This window comes from Streptomyces sp. NPDC104307, from assembly GCF_055584045.1.
The window spans coordinates 67,225-82,127 of sequence record NZ_JBVJMU010000011.1 but is presented as its reverse complement, the minus strand read 5'-3'; the positions used below and the strand labels follow the sequence as shown (position 1 = coordinate 82,127).

Annotated in this window: 17 protein-coding genes; 11 read left to right on the top strand and 6 right to left on the bottom strand. The window is 70.0% G+C overall.

Annotated features, from left to right (window positions below; all coding sequences use genetic code 11):
* Nucleotides 1-187: 187 nt before the first annotated feature.
* Complete coding sequence (locus ACZ601_RS25370) at nucleotides 188-982, top strand: helix-turn-helix domain-containing protein (RefSeq protein ID WP_469541839.1); 795 nt, start codon at nucleotides 188-190, stop codon at nucleotides 980-982.
* The gene (locus ACZ601_RS25365; protein ID WP_469541836.1) at nucleotides 979-1,278 is read left to right on the top strand and encodes a DUF397 domain-containing protein; all 300 of its coding nucleotides are present in this window, start codon (nucleotides 979-981) and stop codon (nucleotides 1,276-1,278) included. The genes ACZ601_RS25370 and ACZ601_RS25365 overlap by 4 nt, the downstream gene beginning before the upstream one ends.
* On the opposite strand, the gene ACZ601_RS25360 is transcribed toward ACZ601_RS25365, so the two are convergent.
* Nucleotides 1,256-2,548, bottom strand: coding sequence for an MFS transporter (locus ACZ601_RS25360; RefSeq protein ID WP_469541834.1), 1,293 nt, complete (start codon nucleotides 2,546-2,548; stop codon nucleotides 1,256-1,258). The genes ACZ601_RS25365 and ACZ601_RS25360 overlap by 23 nt on opposite strands.
* A 55-nt stretch (nucleotides 2,549-2,603) precedes the next feature.
* On the opposite strand from ACZ601_RS25360, the gene ACZ601_RS25355 reads away from it, so the two are divergent.
* Nucleotides 2,604-2,966: a winged helix-turn-helix transcriptional regulator gene (locus ACZ601_RS25355; protein WP_469541831.1), complete on the top strand. Its 363-nt coding sequence runs from the start codon at nucleotides 2,604-2,606 to the stop codon at nucleotides 2,964-2,966.
* A gap of 67 nt (nucleotides 2,967-3,033) precedes the next feature.
* Here ACZ601_RS25355 and ACZ601_RS25350 read toward each other — a convergent pair whose 3' ends face one another.
* Nucleotides 3,034-3,618, bottom strand: a complete 585-nt coding sequence (locus tag ACZ601_RS25350; RefSeq protein WP_469541828.1) for an ArsR/SmtB family transcription factor — start codon at nucleotides 3,616-3,618, stop codon at nucleotides 3,034-3,036.
* Between the two features lie 57 nt (nucleotides 3,619-3,675).
* Here ACZ601_RS25350 and ACZ601_RS25345 point away from each other — a divergent pair, with 57 nt between their 5' ends.
* The 3 genes from ACZ601_RS25345 to ACZ601_RS25335 all read left to right on the top strand — a co-directional run bounded on the left by ACZ601_RS25345 (nucleotide 3,676) and on the right by ACZ601_RS25335 (nucleotide 6,592).
* Nucleotides 3,676-4,581, top strand: coding sequence for a S41 family peptidase (locus ACZ601_RS25345; protein WP_469541827.1), 906 nt, complete (start codon nucleotides 3,676-3,678; stop codon nucleotides 4,579-4,581).
* 220 nt (nucleotides 4,582-4,801) lie between these two features.
* Nucleotides 4,802-5,878 carry a lytic polysaccharide monooxygenase auxiliary activity family 9 protein gene (locus ACZ601_RS25340; protein WP_469541825.1) on the top strand — a complete coding sequence of 359 codons (1,077 nt, stop codon included), beginning with the start codon at nucleotides 4,802-4,804 and terminating at the stop codon, nucleotides 5,876-5,878.
* Between the two features lie 186 nt (nucleotides 5,879-6,064).
* A complete protein-coding gene (locus tag ACZ601_RS25335; RefSeq protein ID WP_469541822.1) occupies nucleotides 6,065-6,592 on the top strand; it encodes a cupin domain-containing protein in 528 nt (175 codons plus the stop codon).
* Nucleotides 6,593-6,695: 103 nt separating this feature from the next.
* Here the strand turns inward: ACZ601_RS25335 and ACZ601_RS25330 are convergent, their stop codons facing one another.
* The gene (locus tag ACZ601_RS25330; RefSeq protein WP_469541820.1) at nucleotides 6,696-7,124 is read right to left on the bottom strand and encodes a hypothetical protein; all 429 of its coding nucleotides are present in this window, start codon (nucleotides 7,122-7,124) and stop codon (nucleotides 6,696-6,698) included.
* A 78-nt stretch (nucleotides 7,125-7,202) separates the two neighbouring features.
* On the opposite strand from ACZ601_RS25330, the gene ACZ601_RS25325 reads away from it, so the two are divergent.
* Together ACZ601_RS25325 and ACZ601_RS25320 are read left to right on the top strand one after the other, a co-directional pair.
* Complete coding sequence (locus ACZ601_RS25325; RefSeq protein ID WP_469541817.1) at nucleotides 7,203-7,613, top strand: VOC family protein; 411 nt, start codon at nucleotides 7,203-7,205, stop codon at nucleotides 7,611-7,613.
* Between the two features lie 252 nt (nucleotides 7,614-7,865).
* On the top strand, nucleotides 7,866-8,219 hold the full coding sequence (locus ACZ601_RS25320; RefSeq protein ID WP_328695986.1) for a beta/gamma crystallin domain-containing protein: 354 nt from the start codon (nucleotides 7,866-7,868) through the stop codon (nucleotides 8,217-8,219).
* A gap of 140 nt (nucleotides 8,220-8,359) precedes the next feature.
* Here the strand turns inward: ACZ601_RS25320 and ACZ601_RS25315 are convergent, their stop codons facing one another.
* Together ACZ601_RS25315 and ACZ601_RS25310 are read right to left on the bottom strand one after the other, a co-directional pair.
* Complete coding sequence (locus tag ACZ601_RS25315) at nucleotides 8,360-9,025, bottom strand: hypothetical protein (RefSeq protein WP_440578994.1); 666 nt, start codon at nucleotides 9,023-9,025, stop codon at nucleotides 8,360-8,362.
* Between the two features lie 183 nt (nucleotides 9,026-9,208).
* Nucleotides 9,209-10,318, bottom strand: coding sequence for a citrate synthase 2 (locus tag ACZ601_RS25310; RefSeq protein WP_469541814.1), 1,110 nt, complete (start codon nucleotides 10,316-10,318; stop codon nucleotides 9,209-9,211).
* Between the two features lie 225 nt (nucleotides 10,319-10,543).
* On the opposite strand from ACZ601_RS25310, the gene pdxH reads away from it, so the two are divergent.
* Both pdxH and ACZ601_RS25300 read left to right on the top strand, forming a co-directional pair.
* Nucleotides 10,544-11,200: a pyridoxamine 5'-phosphate oxidase gene (pdxH, locus tag ACZ601_RS25305; protein ID WP_469542219.1), complete on the top strand. Its 657-nt coding sequence runs from the start codon at nucleotides 10,544-10,546 to the stop codon at nucleotides 11,198-11,200.
* Nucleotides 11,201-11,559: 359 nt separating this feature from the next.
* Entirely contained in the window at nucleotides 11,560-12,984 is a 1,425-nt protein-coding gene (locus tag ACZ601_RS25300; protein ID WP_469541811.1) for a PAS domain-containing protein, read from the top strand.
* Nucleotides 12,985-13,108: 124 nt separating this feature from the next.
* Here the strand turns inward: ACZ601_RS25300 and ACZ601_RS25295 are convergent, their stop codons facing one another.
* A complete protein-coding gene (locus tag ACZ601_RS25295; RefSeq protein WP_469541809.1) occupies nucleotides 13,109-13,864 on the bottom strand; it encodes an SIS domain-containing protein in 756 nt (251 codons plus the stop codon).
* Nucleotides 13,865-14,072: 208 nt separating this feature from the next.
* Here ACZ601_RS25295 and ACZ601_RS25290 point away from each other — a divergent pair, with 208 nt between their 5' ends.
* Nucleotides 14,073-14,765 (top strand): metal-dependent transcriptional regulator, encoded by a 693-nt coding sequence (locus tag ACZ601_RS25290; RefSeq protein WP_440579375.1) that lies wholly within the window; start codon nucleotides 14,073-14,075, stop codon nucleotides 14,763-14,765.
* Nucleotides 14,766-14,903 lie beyond the last annotated feature (138 nt).

Sequence of the window (14,903 nt, the reverse complement as noted above, 5' to 3'; positions counted from 1 at the left end):
CTCGAACGAGTGAACCGCCCTTCTCGAAGCCCGGGGCTCGGCCCCCGAGCTGCGAGTTTCGAGCCAGAAGCCTTGTCGTACCCGTACAGATTCTTTGTACGGGTGCGGCGAGGAGTGGATCACGGACATGGGTGGGATTGAGGACCGTATGCACCCCAGGAATCGACAGCGCAAGAACGCGTCGGCCATGAAGCTCGTAGGCAAACTGCTCGCACGTTTCCGCATCGCGGCCGGACTGACACAGGCCCAACTCGCGGATTTAGCACGGGTGCAGGTGGAGACGATCGCCTCCATCGAGCAGGGCCGCCGCTCGCTGCTCCCGGACCTGGCGGAGCGGCTGGACGAGCTGCTGGAGACGAAGGGCGCGCTGGCCACGGCGGTGGAGTACATGCCGGAGGTCGATCTCGTACCCGCCTGGGCCGAGCAGTACATGGACCTGGAACGGACGGCGCTGACCCTCTCCTGGTACGACAACCAGGTCCTGCCCGGACTCCTCCAGACCGAGGCCTACGCACGGGCGGTCTTCCGCAACAGGGTGCCCGCGTTCAGCGAGGAGAAGATCGCGATCCAGACCGCCTCGCGACTGGAACGGCAGGAGATCCTGCACCGCGCCGAGCCACCGACCATCAGCTTCGTCATCTGGGAGCCGGTGGTGAGGCTTCAACTCGTCAGCGACGAGGAGTACGTGGAGCAGCTCCGCCACCTGCGCGCGTGCGCGATGCTGCCGGGCGTGAGCCTTCAGATTCTCCCGCTCAGCCATCGCGCCCATGCCGGGCTGAACGGCCCCTTCATCTTGCTGGAGACACCGGACTATCAACAGGTCGCCTACTCCGAGACCCAGCGCGGCAGCCTGCTCGTCGCCGACCCCGATGAGATCAGCATCCTGTCCCAGAAATATGCGATGCTGCGAGCTCAGGCCCTCAGTCCCGAAGAGACCCTGGGCCTGTTGGACCGTCTGCTGGGAGAGCTGGGAGTTCAATGAGCACTGCACGCGCGTGGTTCAAGTCCAGCTACAGCGGTGATGAGGGCGGCGCATGCCTCGAAGTCGCCTACGAGTGGCGGAAGTCGAGCTACAGCGGCGACGAGGGTGGGCAGTGCCTCGAAGTCGGCTATGCCTGGCAGAAGTCCAGCCACAGCAGTGACGAAGGCGGCCAGTGCGTCGAAGTCGCCGCGCACACCGCCGCCGTACACGTCCGCGACTCCAAGAACCCGGACGGCCCGGAACTGGCGCTCCCGCCGACCGCCTGGGCCGCGTTCACCGCACACGTGGGCCGCTGAGGCGCTGCCTCAGCCGCCGGGGTCCTGTTGACGGCTTCCCGCCCTGGACACCCCCGATGCGGCTCCGTGCCGCCGGTACTGTCCTTCCGATTGCGGCGGCGAGCGCGGCTCCGAGGGCGCTGACGCCGACCAGGGTCAGCCAGATCGCGGATGCACCGGTGGACAGCAAACCGGAGAGCGCGACCGGGGCGACCGCTCCTGCGGCGGATACGGCGAGTTGGTTGAGGGCCAAGTACCGGCCGCGCAGGGCGTCGGGGGCGCTCTCCGCGGCAACAGTCGCCGTGACGGGGCCGCCGAGGAGCTCCCCGAAGGTGTAGCTGCCGGTGCCGAGCAACACGACAGCGATCGCGAGGGCCAGGAAAGCCATCCGGTCTGCCGCGAGGAACAGGAGGTAACCGGCCGCAAAGCAGGCGTGACCGGCGACGAGGACGCGGCTGCGGATCCGCCCGTGGAGTCCCCTGACCACGAAGCCCTGGCCGAAGCCGACCATCAGGGTGTTGAGCGTGAAGACCGCTCCGGCGGTCCAGCCCGGCAGTCCCAGTACGTTCACGGCGTAGACCGGTATCGCGATGTTGAGGGCGAACAACGAGGTGGCGAAGCAGAGCTGATGTGCGACGAGTGACAGGTATTTCCGGTCCCGGAGCACGCGCGGCCAACCTCCAGCCGCATCGCGGCCGGGCTCGGGGCGGGCGTTCGGCACCGCCCGCAACAGGGCGAACGCGGCAACGTAGGACAGGGCGTTGACGATCACGACCACGGTATATCCGCTGTGAGTGCCGATCGTGACGGCCACGGCGGAGACGAGCCCGCCGAGCGCATAGCCGAGGTTGCGTACCGACCCCAGCAGGCCGAACCAGTGCTCGCGCCGGCCGGGCGTGGCCAGGGTCGTGACGGTCACTCCGTAGCAGCCGAAGAACACCGCCCGCCCGGCGCTGGTGAACCAGGCGAAGAGGACGATCTGCCATGGCCGGCCGGAGACGAGGTACCCCGCGAAGCCGAGAGCCTGGGCCAGGTTCGCCGCCAGCAGTACCGGCTTCGCGCCGTACCGGTCGACCAGCCCACCGACCAGCGGTCCGGCAGGAAGCGCCAGTAGCCCGGCCGTCGTCAGCGCCGCACCCACCTGCACCGGCGTCAGAGACGTCGTGGCCAGGAAATACAGCATCGAAACGGGGACGAAGGCGCCGGTGCCGATCGAGTCGATCACGATCGCCGCAAGGAAGCGGCGGTGTGGAGCGGTCACGGGAGGGGGCGCGAGATCGGAAGCGTTCACAGCGTGGACGGTATAGATTTTATACCGGTATACACAACGCTACCGGGAGGCACGCATGAGCAAGGCCTACAACGTCATGGCCGCGACCTGCCCCAGTCGCACCGTCCTGAACCGGATCGGGGCGCGCTGGACGGTGTTCGTCGTCAACGCGCTGGACGCCGGTCCGATGCGATTCACTCAACTCAAGTCGCATGTAAGGGGGATTACGCCGAAGGCGCTCATCGAGACGCTTCGCGCGATGGAGTACGACGGTCTGGTCTCCCGTACGGAAATCCCCGCGAACCCCTCGCATGTCGAGTACGCCCTCACTGACCTCGGCCGGTCACTCCTGATGCCGCTCCGCGCCGTCCGGGAATGGGCCGAGCGCCACGTCCCCGACATCGAACGCGCCCGCGCGCAGGCCGACGCGCTGCGATGACGCGCCTGAGGTGGTAACGCCAGGGACGCCCGAAGCTGCCACGAGTACCGTTTTCCGGCCCACGCTCCTAGCCGGGTGTGGTGGTGCCGGTCGACGGAGCCTGCTGGTAGAGCACCACCAGCGCACCGTGCACGGGCTGTTCCTCCCCGCCTTCCTCCCCGCCTTCCGCCCCGTCTCCGTCCCCCTCGCCGTCCTCCTCGGCTTCGTCGACCAGTCCGGTGAGGGCCTCCCCGAGTTGCCTCGCCTTCGCGGGGCTGAGGCGCAAGTGGCGCAGGGTCAGGTGGGGTTCGACGGGGGAGCGGTCCAGCTCCTGGGCGACCGCGGCGAGCATCGCGGCGGTGCCGGCCGCCTGCGGTTCGGCGACGACCATGTGGCGGGCCGTGCGCTGGTAGTACTGCTCGGTGCCGCCGCGGACCTGGCGGGTCTCCGCGATGTGGATCAGCCCGGCTTCGCGGAGCACCTTGAGGTGGTGGGCGACGTTGCCCTTCTTCGCGTCGAGCTGCGCCGCGAGCCGGCTGACGGTGGCGGGCCGGTGGCCCAGGGCGAAGAGCAGCCGTTGCCGCAACGGGTGTGCGAGGGCGGCGAACTGCTCGGGCGCGCCGATCTCCAGGACGTCCTCGGGGGGCGGTGAGTGGGAAGGCTGATCTCGCATACCGAAAGTGTCTAAAACCTTTGACGCTTTCGCAAGTGGGGTGCTGTACTCCCTCCCATGACGACACCGACGAAGCTTCAGCCCGCCCCCGTGATCGACGAGACGGTCCGGCTCCTGACCGAGCGATACGTCTTCCCCGAGGCGGCCGAACAGATAGCGGATCTGCTCCAACGACGCCTGGCCGAGGGCGCGTACGACGTCGAGGACGCGGAGGAGCTGTCCCGTCTGGTCACCGCGGACCTCCAGTCCGTCAACAGCGACCGGCACCTGAGGCTGAAGCACCATGCGGAGCCGGTGCCCCCGAAGGAGGGGGCGGCCACCCTGGACGCGATGCGCCGAGACTTCGACTCCTCGCTGGGCGGCGCGCCCCGGGTGGAGCTGCTCGATGGTGGGGTCGCCGTGGTGGAGCTGGCGCCGATGCTGTTCCCGCTGGAGTGGGCGGCGGAGCCGCTGAGTGCCGCCCTCACCCTGGTCTCCCGCGCGGAGGCCCTGATCGTGGACCTGCGGGGCAACCGGGGCGGCGACCCGGACACGGTCGCCTTCGTCTGCGGGTACCTGCTGGACGAGCGCACCCACCTCAACACCATGTACTGGCGCGGCGGCGAGCGTACCGAGCAGTCCTGGAGCCAGCCGCACGTCCCCGGCGCGCGCTTCGGCGGTACGAAGCCGCTGTACGTGCTGACGAGCGACAGCACCTTCTCCGCCGCCGAGGAGCTGGCGTACGACCTCCAGCAGCTCGGCCGCGCCGTGGTCGTCGGCGAGAGCACCCGGGGCGGTGCGCACCCGTGCCAGGGCTGGACCGTGCACCCGCACCTCGAAGCCACCGTCCCCTTCGGCCGCGCCATCAACCCCGTGTCCGGCACGAACTGGGAGGGCGTCGGTGTGCGGCCGGACGTCCCTTGCGCCGCCGCCGACTCCCTCGGCCGGGCGCACACGCTGGCCCTCGGCCAACTGGCGGGCTGAACCGGTCCGGTGGCCCCGTCGGGGGGACGCTTCGGCACTTCGAAAGAGGCCGGAAAACGTCCATCCGACGGGGTTGCCAGAGGGTGGGAGCGCTCCTACAGTCCCGTCCCAACACCTCGTTTGGGAGCGCTCCCACGCAATGTGGGGTGCTCCTTGACCCTCCGTGTGCGAGTCCAATGAACCCCTCACAAGAAGGCACAGGAGAATCATGGTTCAAAGCATGATCGGAAGCAGAAGACGACTGGTTTCCTTAGTGGCCGTGCTGGCGACGCTGCTGGGCGGTCTCGGCCTGGCCCTGGCCGGACAGGGCAAAGCGGAAGCGCACGGCGTGGCGATGATGCCCGGTTCGCGCACCTACCTCTGCTACGTGAACGGCCACACCAGCACGGGCGGGATGGACCCCTCGAACCCGGCGTGCCGGGCCGCGCTCGCCGAGAGCGGCGCTTCGGCGCTGTACAACTGGTTCGCGGTGCTCGACTCGAACGCGGGCGGACGCGGCAAGGGTTATGTGCCGGACGGCACGCTGTGCAGCGCCGGTGACCGTTCTCCGTACAACTTCACCGGCTACAACGCCGCCCGGGACGACTGGCCGCGCACGCACCTCACCTCCGGCTCGACCATGCAGGTCCGGTACAGCAACTGGGCGGCCCACCCCGGGGACTTCAGGGTGTATCTGTCCAAGCCGGGCTACTCGCCCACCACCGCGCTGGGCTGGGACGACCTGGATCTGATCCAGACGGTCACCAACCCGTCGCAGACGGGTTCTCCGGGCACTGAAGGCGGCTCGTACAACTGGGACCTGCAACTGCCTGCGGGCCGCTCGGGCAACGCGCTGCTGTTCATCCAGTGGGTGCGCTCGGACAGCCAGGAGAACTTCTTCTCCTGCTCCGACATCGCCTTCGACGGTGGCAACGGCGAAGTGACCGGGATGGGAGGCTCCGGCAGCACGCCGACTCCGACCCCCACGCCCACTCCGACGGACCCGCACACCGGGGACTGCATGGCGGTCTACACCGTGACCTCCGCCTGGAACGGCGGATTCCAGGGCAACGTGGAGGTCATGAACCACGGCACCGCTCCGCTCAGCGGCTGGGCGGCGACGTGGAAACCAGGCGTGGGTGCAGCGCTGAGCAATGTCTGGAACGGTGCGCTGAGCACCGCCTCCGACGGCACGGTCACGGTCAGGAACGTCGATCACAACCGGACCATCGCCGCCGACGACAGCGTCAGCTTCGGCTTCACCGCCACCTCGACCGGGAACAACTTCCCGGCCGGGACGATCAGCTGCGTCGGCTGACCTCTGCCGCCGTACGGCGCCGCCCGGAGTGCGCGGCGGACCCCGCGAGCCCGGCATGATCCAAACGAGAGGCCCTAGTCCGCCGGACCTCGGTCCCCGGGCCCGCGAGGATCGTTCGCGGGCCCGATGCGGCACCCCGGAGCGGGCGGACATCCTTGCGGTGAACCTGCCAAGAGGGAGTGTCTGATGTCGTACATCGAGAACATGCGGTACCCGGAGCCCCGCTATCACGGCACCGAGGGCGAGGTGAACGCGTCCTTCCGGCCGGCCGACACCCCGCCGGAGGTCTCGTCACCGGGCGGATCGACCAGCTACCTCGCCACGCAGGAATCGACGGGCGGCGAATTCGGTCTGTACAAAGGGGTGTTGGGGCCGAATTCGGCAGGTGCGAAGACGCACTTCCACCGGGCGATGTCGGAGTCCTTCTACATTCTCTCCGGCGAACTGGAGCTCTTCAACGGCGAGAAGTGGGTCACCGGCCGCGAGGGCGACTTCCTGTACGTGCCGGTCGGCGGTCTGCACGCCTTCAAGAACGTGACCGACGCGCCCATGTCCATGCTGATGCTCTTCTCCCCGGGATCCCCGCGCGAGGAGTATTTCGAGCAGGTCGCGGAGATGTCGCGGCGCGGACCGGAGGAGCTGAAGGAGTTCCGTATCCGGCACGACAGCTACTTCGTGGAGGACTTCGACTTCGGGAACGGGCGGGCGGAATAGCCTGACGCGGCAAGCTCCTTCACGTCCGTGCATCCCTCACGGCATGTCGAGTTCGGGCAGCGAGAAGAAGCCCGCGACGGCCGCCATGATCCGCTCCTCGACATCATCTCCGTCGAGCTCCGCGTGCGGGCCGGTCAGCCTCGCCTCTGTGAGGGCGGGCGTCAGCAGGCCGGGCTCCTTGCCCCCCCGGCTGGGACGGGCTCTCGAAGCTGAAGTGGGTGATCAGGTCCCCGTCGCGGTAGTACGCGAACGAGGGGCCGTGCGCCTTGGCGATGCAGGGCTCCGTCACGATGACGACGAGCTCCGCGCCGGGAGGGCACAACGTCCCGTAATCGACGAGGCCGTACTCCCCGCTCTCCCAGCTGAGCATGTCGTGCATCACCGCTCCCCAGCCGGGGCCGGTGCTGTACGCGAGCGGCATGCGGTCCGCGCCGAGGAGTCCTCGCACGAGCGCTTCCAGCGACATCCCCCGGAAGAAGACGACGTTGGTCTCCTCGTGGTGCGGGAGCGGGCGGCGTATCCAATCCATCATGCAGAGCACGTTAGTCGGGCCCTCTGACAGTCGACCCGGGTCGAGCGGCCGACACGAAAGGGCCCAGGAGGCTGTCCCATGCCGGTCAACGCCACGGCGCACATACGTATCGCCCGCCCCTCCCGCGACCTCCGGGCGGCGGAACGCTTCTGGGTCTCCGGGCTCGGGCTCGGCATCCTCTACCGGCACGAGTCCGACGGCACACCGGGCCTGCACTCGCTGCTGATGGTCGGGTGGCCCGACGCGGCCTGGCACCTCGAACTCGTCCACGACCCTGACGCCCCCACGGACCCGCGCCCCACCCCGGAGGACCTGCTGGTCGTCTACCTCGGCGAACCGGTGCCGGACTCCCTCGTGGAGCGGCTCGAACAGCACGGCGGCGAGCGGGTGCCCGCGCACAATCCGTACTGGGACGCCTGGGGCGTGACGGTCCGGGACCCGGACGGATATCTCCTGGTGCTCTCCACCAGGAACTGGTCCAACTCCTAGAAAGACGGCAAAGCACCCTCACGTCTCGATCTGGACATTTAAGGGTCCATTTCCGGACCGGGGGGTCGTGGGTGATTGCTATATGCAGCCGCCCTGGGTGATCTTCGTAAAGCGAGAAAGGGGGGCGGGAGCGGCGGCAATTCAGGTCAGGCGAATGGGTTTTCGACGCGCATTCGTTCGCCCGATCCGGTGCGGCTCCCCCGTTCACGTGCCGAGTATCGAATGTCGAACGCCCGATGAAAAGGAGATCTTATGATTTCGAAGACGAAGAGGGCCGCCCGTTCCCTGGGCGTGGCAATCGCCGCCACCGCGGCGGTCACGATGGTCATGCCCACGAGCAACGCCTTCGCCATCGACCACGTCGAGTGCCGAGGCGGGGAGAACTTCCTGAAGGTCTGGTCCCACCTGGACGGCCGTACCAGCGTGGACTGCTACGCCAACAAGGGCCGTACCGGCTTCGGCAGTTGGTGGGTCGACCGCATCTCGACGGGCAACAACGACCTCATCTACTACGACGCGAACGGCGACTCGGTGCGCATCAACCGGTGGACCGACATCACGTTCCCGAACAACCCGCCGCGGGTCAAGGACATCGAAATCCTCTGACCCCTGCACAGCTGCCCGTTCGCGCCGCGTGCCGGCGCCCGGAGCGGGCGGCAGCCGTCGGCCGGGCATGTCGTCGGGGACGAGATGCCCGGCGCGCGGACGTGGGAACGGGGACGGGGGAACGCGGACGTGGGAACGGGTCAGCTGGTCCAGAGGACCGGGCTGTCGCTGTACGCGTCGCCCTCGTCGAACGAGGCGGCCGCGATGGGCGTGGTCTTCGTGGCGCTGAGCGAGCAGGTCTCGTACGAAGCGCCCTTGGTCTTGAAGTCGCGCGGCGCCGTGTCGTTATCGCACTTGCCCGGGAGGTCACCGATCAGGACGATGCCTGTGGGGCCGCCGTCGGCGAGTTCGCCGCGCAGTTTCAGCGAGGCGTACGAGAGGTCGGTGCCGCCGACGTTCTCCACCTTCATACGGATGTAGTAGGGCGTCATGCCCTTCGCCTTCGCGCCGAATCCGGCCATGTCGGCCTCCGCGCCCTTCTCGATCGCCGTGACGGTCACGGCGATGGTGCCCTTCTTGTCGGTCCCGTACTTGAACGGCAGCACCGCCTTCGCGCCCACCTTGAGCTTCGTGCCCGGCGCGGTGACGTCACCGGCCGGGGCGGCACCGTCGTCGCCGGGGTCCGCGGACGGGCTGCTCGGGTCCGCAGCCGCCGAGTCGGACGCCGCCGGGTCGGCCGAGGCCGGGGCGGACGCCGACGGCGAGTCCTGTGCCGACGCCGAGTCGTCGCCGTCACTGCATGCGGTGAGCCCGAGCCCCATGGTGGCGAGAGTGGCTGCGAAGAAGATGCGTCCCTTGTGTGTCATTTCGACCTAACTGGCGTTGAGAGCTGCCCCGTGCGACAGCTGGTGCGTTCAGCAGACGCATCTCAGCATGGGTCGGGAATGACACAGGCATGCCACAGGAATGCGACGGGTGCGGCACGGCTCGGCGCGGCGACGGGCGGCCCGGCCGTCACCGAACCGCCCAGGTCCGCCCCCGGCCGCTTCTCAGTTCCCCAGGTCCGCCAGCTGGCCGAAGCCCGGGATCTCCTGCGGGCTGCGCGTCCCCGGGCCGGTGTACGTGGCCGAGGGGCGCACCAGGCGGCCCGTCCGCTTCTGCTCCAGGATGTGCGCCGACCAGCCCGCCGTACGGGCACACGTGAACATCGACGTGAACATGTGCGCCGGCACCTCAGCGAAGTCCAGCATGATGGCCGCCCAGAACTCCACGTTCGTCGCCAGCACCCGGTCCGGGCGCCGGGCGTGCAGCTCCTCCAGCGCGGCCTTCTCCAGCGCCTGCGCCACCTCGAAGCGCGGCGCGCCCAACTCCTCCGCCGTGCGCCGCAGCACGCGGGCGCGGGGGTCCTCCGCGCGGTAGACGCGGTGCCCGAAGCCCATCAGGCGTTCGCCCTTGTCCAGGGCCTTCTTCACGTACGCGGTGGCGTCCCCGGTCCGCTCGATCTCCTCGATCATGCCGAGGACACGGGACGGCGCGCCGCCGTGCAGCGGACCCGACATGGCCCCCACCGCGCCGGACAGCGCGGCGGCCACGTCGGCGCCGGTGGAGGCGATGACGCGGGCGGTGAACGTGGAGGCGTTCATGCCGTGCTCGGCGGCGGACGTCCAGTAGGCGTCCACGGCCTTCACATGGCGGGGGTCGGGCTCGCCGCGCCAGCGGATCATGAACCGTTCGACGACGGAACCGGCCTTGTCGATCTCGCTCTGCGGGACCATCGGCACCCCCTGCCCGCGCGCCGACTGGGCGACGTACGAGAGCGCCATGACGGCGGCCCGCGCAAGGTTGTTGCGCGCGGTCTCCTCGTCGATGTCCAGGAGGGGTTTCAGGCCCCACACGGGGGCGAGCATGGCCAGCGCGGACTGCACGTCCACCCGGATGTCACCGGAGTGGACCGGGATCGGGAACGGCTCCGCAGGCGGCAGGCCGGGGTTGAACGCCCCGTCGACCAGCAGCCCCCAGACGTTGCCGAACGACACGTGGCCGACGAGATCCTCGATGTCGACCCCTCGGTAGCGGAGCGAACCGCCTTCCTTGTCGGGTTCGGCGATCTCCGTTTCGAACGCGACGACTCCTTCGAGTCCGGGTACGAAGTCGGACATCAGGCGGCTCCCTCGGATCGGCGGCTGCGGGCGGGCCGCGAACGGTCCGCCCCACGATATTGGCGGGTTCCGACGTGACCGGGAAGCGTGACATCCGGCACAGCTCCCCGTTCCCTCCCGGAACGGTTGACGACCCTCCTCGCCGGGCAGACTCGGCCGCTGCGGCAGGATGAGCGTGTGTCCACCGCAGATTCCTCCTTCGATTCCACCACCGATCCGGCCGCGATGCGCGAGCAGTACCGTTCCGAGAGCTTCTCCGAGGACGATCTGGCCGCGGACCCCATGGAGCAGTTCGCCCGCTGGTTCCGGCAGATCGCCGCCGGCGGGATGCTGCACGAGCCGAACGCCATGGTGGTGTCCACGGCGACGCCCGACGGCGTGCCGTCCTCCCGGACCGTGCTGCTGAAGATGTACGACGAGCGCGGATTCGTCTTCTTCACCAACTACGAGTCCCGCAAGGGCCGCGAGCTGGCCGCCAACCCGCGCGTGTCGCTGCTCTTCCCCTGGCACCCGCTGGCCCGCCAGGTCATCGTCACCGGCAGCGCGGCCCGCGTCGGCCGCGAGGAGACGGCCGCCTACTTCCGTACCCGCCCGCACGGCTCCCAGCTCGGCGCCTGGGCGAGCGACCAGTCCTCGGTGATCGGCTCCCGCGAGGAGCTGGTGCGGCGCTACGAGGAGCTGTCGGCCCGCTACCCGGAGGGCGAACGGATCCCGGCGCCCCCGCACTGGGGCGGCTTCCGGGTCGTCCCGGCCACGATCGAGTTCTGGCAGGGCCACGAGAACCGGCTGCACGACCGGCTGCGCTACGTACGCGAGGAAGCTGACGTGGACGGGGTGGCCCTGGACGGGGCCGCGTGGCGCGTCGAGCGGCTGTGTCCGTAGACGCTGCCCCCGGACACGCAGAAACCCGCAGGCTCTGGTCCCTCCTTGCGGAGGGGCCGGCCGGACTAACCGGCGAGCCTGCGGGTCGGTGACTGCTTGGGATTGGCCGGCGACCGGCCTTGCACTGCAAAGAGTGCGACGACGGGCGTCAGCCCGCAGTCACCTCACGAGTCCGAAAAGAAATCACTTCCGGAGCACCTCCCTTCATGTGTACCCACAGCCTAGGAACCGCCCCTGGGGCCGCACAACCGAATTATCCGGGTCATTGATTTCGGTGAAGTCGCTGTGTGCTGGGTCACGTTCGAGTTCAATGGTCTGACGTGCAGTAATGCCGGACACGTCCTGCAGGGGGTACGGGGATGAGTGCTTCCAGGAGCAGCGGAACCACCGACGCTCTCGGGCCCGAGGAAGGCCCGGAGGGACGGCCGGAGACCCCCGAGCCCCCGGAGGCGCAGCCGGACGGCCCTGCGGCGATTCCCGGCTCCGAGCTGCTGGCGGCCCTGCTCGACGGAATGGACGCCGCGCTCTGCGCCTTCGACGCGGGCGGCACCGTCACCCACTGGAACCGCGAGGCCGAGCGGATTCTCGGCTGGTCCGCGGCGGAGGCCGTCGGGAGGCCCGGGTTCGCCGGATGGGCCGTGCGGCGGGCGGACGCGGACGAGGTCCAGGGGCGGCTGATGGCCGTCATGGACGCGCCGGGGCGGCAGGTGCACGAGTTCGCGCTGCTGCGCAAGGACGGCGGCCGGGTGCTGGTGCGGACCCAGTCGGCCGGGGTGCGCGGTGCGGACGGGAAGCCGGCCGGGGTGTACTGCGCGTTCAGCGAGGTCCACACGCAGATCGATCTGGAGCGGGCCATCGCGCTGAGCGAGGCGCTGTTCGAGGACGCGTCGTGGGGGGTCGTCCTCGTCGATGTGGACCTGCGGCCGACCGTCGTCAACGCCCACGCCGCCCGCGCGCTGGGCGGCGGCCGCACGGCCCTGCTGGGGCGGCCGCTGGGCGAGCTGATCGTGCAGGGCGTCGAGGACCTGGAGGGCGCGCTCCAGCACGTGCTGGCCGCCGGGGACCCGCCCGCCCCGGTCGAGCTGTGGGTGACGCTGCGGACGGCGGAGGGCAGCAGGCGGCGCTGCTGGCGCAGCGGCTTCGTGCGGCTGGCCTCGCCGCTCGCGCAGGAGCCGGTGCCGCTGGGTGTCGGCTGGCTGTTCCAGGACATCACGGAGGCGAAGCTGGCCGCCCAGGACGCGGACCGGGCGCGCTTCCGGTCGAACCAGCTGCACCGCGCCTCGCGCTCCGCGGCCGAGTGCGAGGACCCGATGGAGGCGGCGACCACCTCGCTCGACTACGCGCTCGCGGGCTTCGCGGACCACGCGCTGATCGACCTGGTGGCGGGGGAGCGGCTGGTCCGCGCCGCCGCGACACCGTCGGACACGCCGGGGCCGTGCCTGCCGGTGGCCGGTGGCGGCATCCCGCTGCGGTACGCACCCGGCCACCCGGCCCTCCAGGCGGTGGACCGCACCGGCTCGGTACGGGCCACGGCGGGGGCCGGGGAGGCGGGGGAGTGGGCGACGGGGCGGCAGTGGCCGGCCGACTCGGTGCACGCCCTGTGCGCGGTGCTGCGGAGCCGGGGCCGGACGCTGGGCGTGGTGACGTTCCTGCGCTCGGCCCACCGTGCCGCCTTCGAACGCCCGGACGCGGTGTACGCGGAAAGCGTCGCGGACCGCGTCGCGGCGTCGGTGGACCTGTACGAGGTCCTGAGGGCCGGCAAATCCAGCCCGTCCGGCGTTTGAGGACGGCTCCGGCAATCCCAGCCCGTCCGGCGTTTGAGGACGGAACCGCCCACCGGGGTGGGCGCTCACCTCGCGGGCTGCGTTCACCTCGCGGGCCCCGCTCACCCGCCGCCGGGCGGTCGGTTCAGTGCCGGTAGAAGATCCGGTCCGCGTACTGCGCCATCACGCGCCCGTTCCACTCGTGCCCGCCGTCGACGTTCCCGGACCGCAGCAACGGCGGCTCCACGCCACGCTCAACCAGCCGCTCCGCCGCCGCCGCCATCATCGCCTGCATCACCGCGCTGGTGACCACCGTGGAGGCGGGCGCGAACGGCGCCTCGATGCCGTCCACGTTCAGCTCCGCGTCACCGATCGCGATCTTGCTGTCCAGCACGATGTCGCAGTGGTCGCGCAGGAAGCCACCCGAGCTGTGCCTGGACCGGGTGCCGTCCGCGTAAGCGACCGAGGTGACGCCGATGACCTTCAGGCCCAGCGCACGCGCGTTCATCGCCATCTCCACCGGCAGCGCGTTGCGCCCGGACAACGAGATGATCACCAGTACGTCGCCCGGCTTCGCGGGGCTGGAGTCGAGGACCGCGCCCGCGAGGCCGTCGACCCGCTCCAGCGCGGAGCCCAGGGTCGCCGGCCTGACGTCGACCCCGAGGGCGCCGGGGACGGCCATGAGGTTCATCAGGGCGAACCCGCCCGCGCGGTAGACGACGTCCTGGGCGGCGAGCGAGGAGTGCCCGGCGCCGAAGGCGAAGAGCCGGCCCCCGGCCTCCACGGTGTCCGCGATGGCCGCACCGGCTGCCGCGATGTTGCCGGACTCCTCGTCGCGCACCCGCTCCAGCAGGCCGATCGCTGCGTCGAAGAACTGACCGGCCAGCTTGCTTTCGCTCATCTGAGGAGGGCCTTTCCGGCGGGGTGGAGGTGACCAGGGGCGTCCGTACCGCCGATCACGTTGCGGTCTGGACCAGTGACATGTCAATACCGCACGGGGCCCGCGCGGCCAGGTCCGATGGGCCGCATCGGACCGACGAGGCACGGTTGTCAGCGGTATGCGTCAGAATTGGGTGAGGGCCAGCGCACGATTGCATCGAGGGGCACGAATGTCCGGACTGATCGACACAACGGAGATGTATCTCCGCACCATCCTCGAACTTGAAGAGGAAGGCGTGGTCCCCATGCGCGCCCGGATTGCGGAACGGCTGGACCAGAGCGGTCCAACGGTCAGCCAGACGGTGGCCCGCATGGAGCGCGACGGCCTGGTTCAGGTCGCGGGCGACCGCCATCTGGAGCTGACGGACGAAGGGCGCCGGCTGGCGACGCGGGTGATGCGCAAGCACCGGCTCGCGGAGTGCCTGCTGGTCGACGTGATCGGCCTGGAGTGGGAGCAGGTCCACGCCGAGGCCTGTCGCTGGGAACACGTGATGAGCGAGGCCGTGGAGCGGCGGGTGCTGGAGCTGCTGCGCCACCCGACGGAGTCCCCGTACGGGAATCCGATCCCCGGTCTGGAGGAGCTGGGCGAGAAGGCCGAGGCCGATCCGTTCCTCGACGAGGGCATGGTGAGCCTCTCGGATCTCGACCCGGGCGCCGAGGGCAAGACCGTGGTGGTCCGCCGGATCGGTGAGCCGATCCAGACGGACGCCCAGCTCATGTACACGCTGCGGCGGGCGGGCGTGCAGCCCGGTTCCGTGGTCAGCGTGACGGAGTCGGCCGGCGGGGTGCTGGTCGGCAGCAGCGGGGAGGCGGCGGAGCTGGACTCAGAGGTGGCGTCGCACGTCTTCGTCGCCAAGCGCTGACTCGTCGACTTCGCGCGCCGACGGGCGGAGTGCCGGGGGGCCGGCCAGGCCGGGCCCCCCGCCCGCCCCCGCCGCAGTTGACCGGTTACGGTCCGCACAGCCGCGCCCCGGGGGGTCGCGTGGCACGCGGGTCCCGGG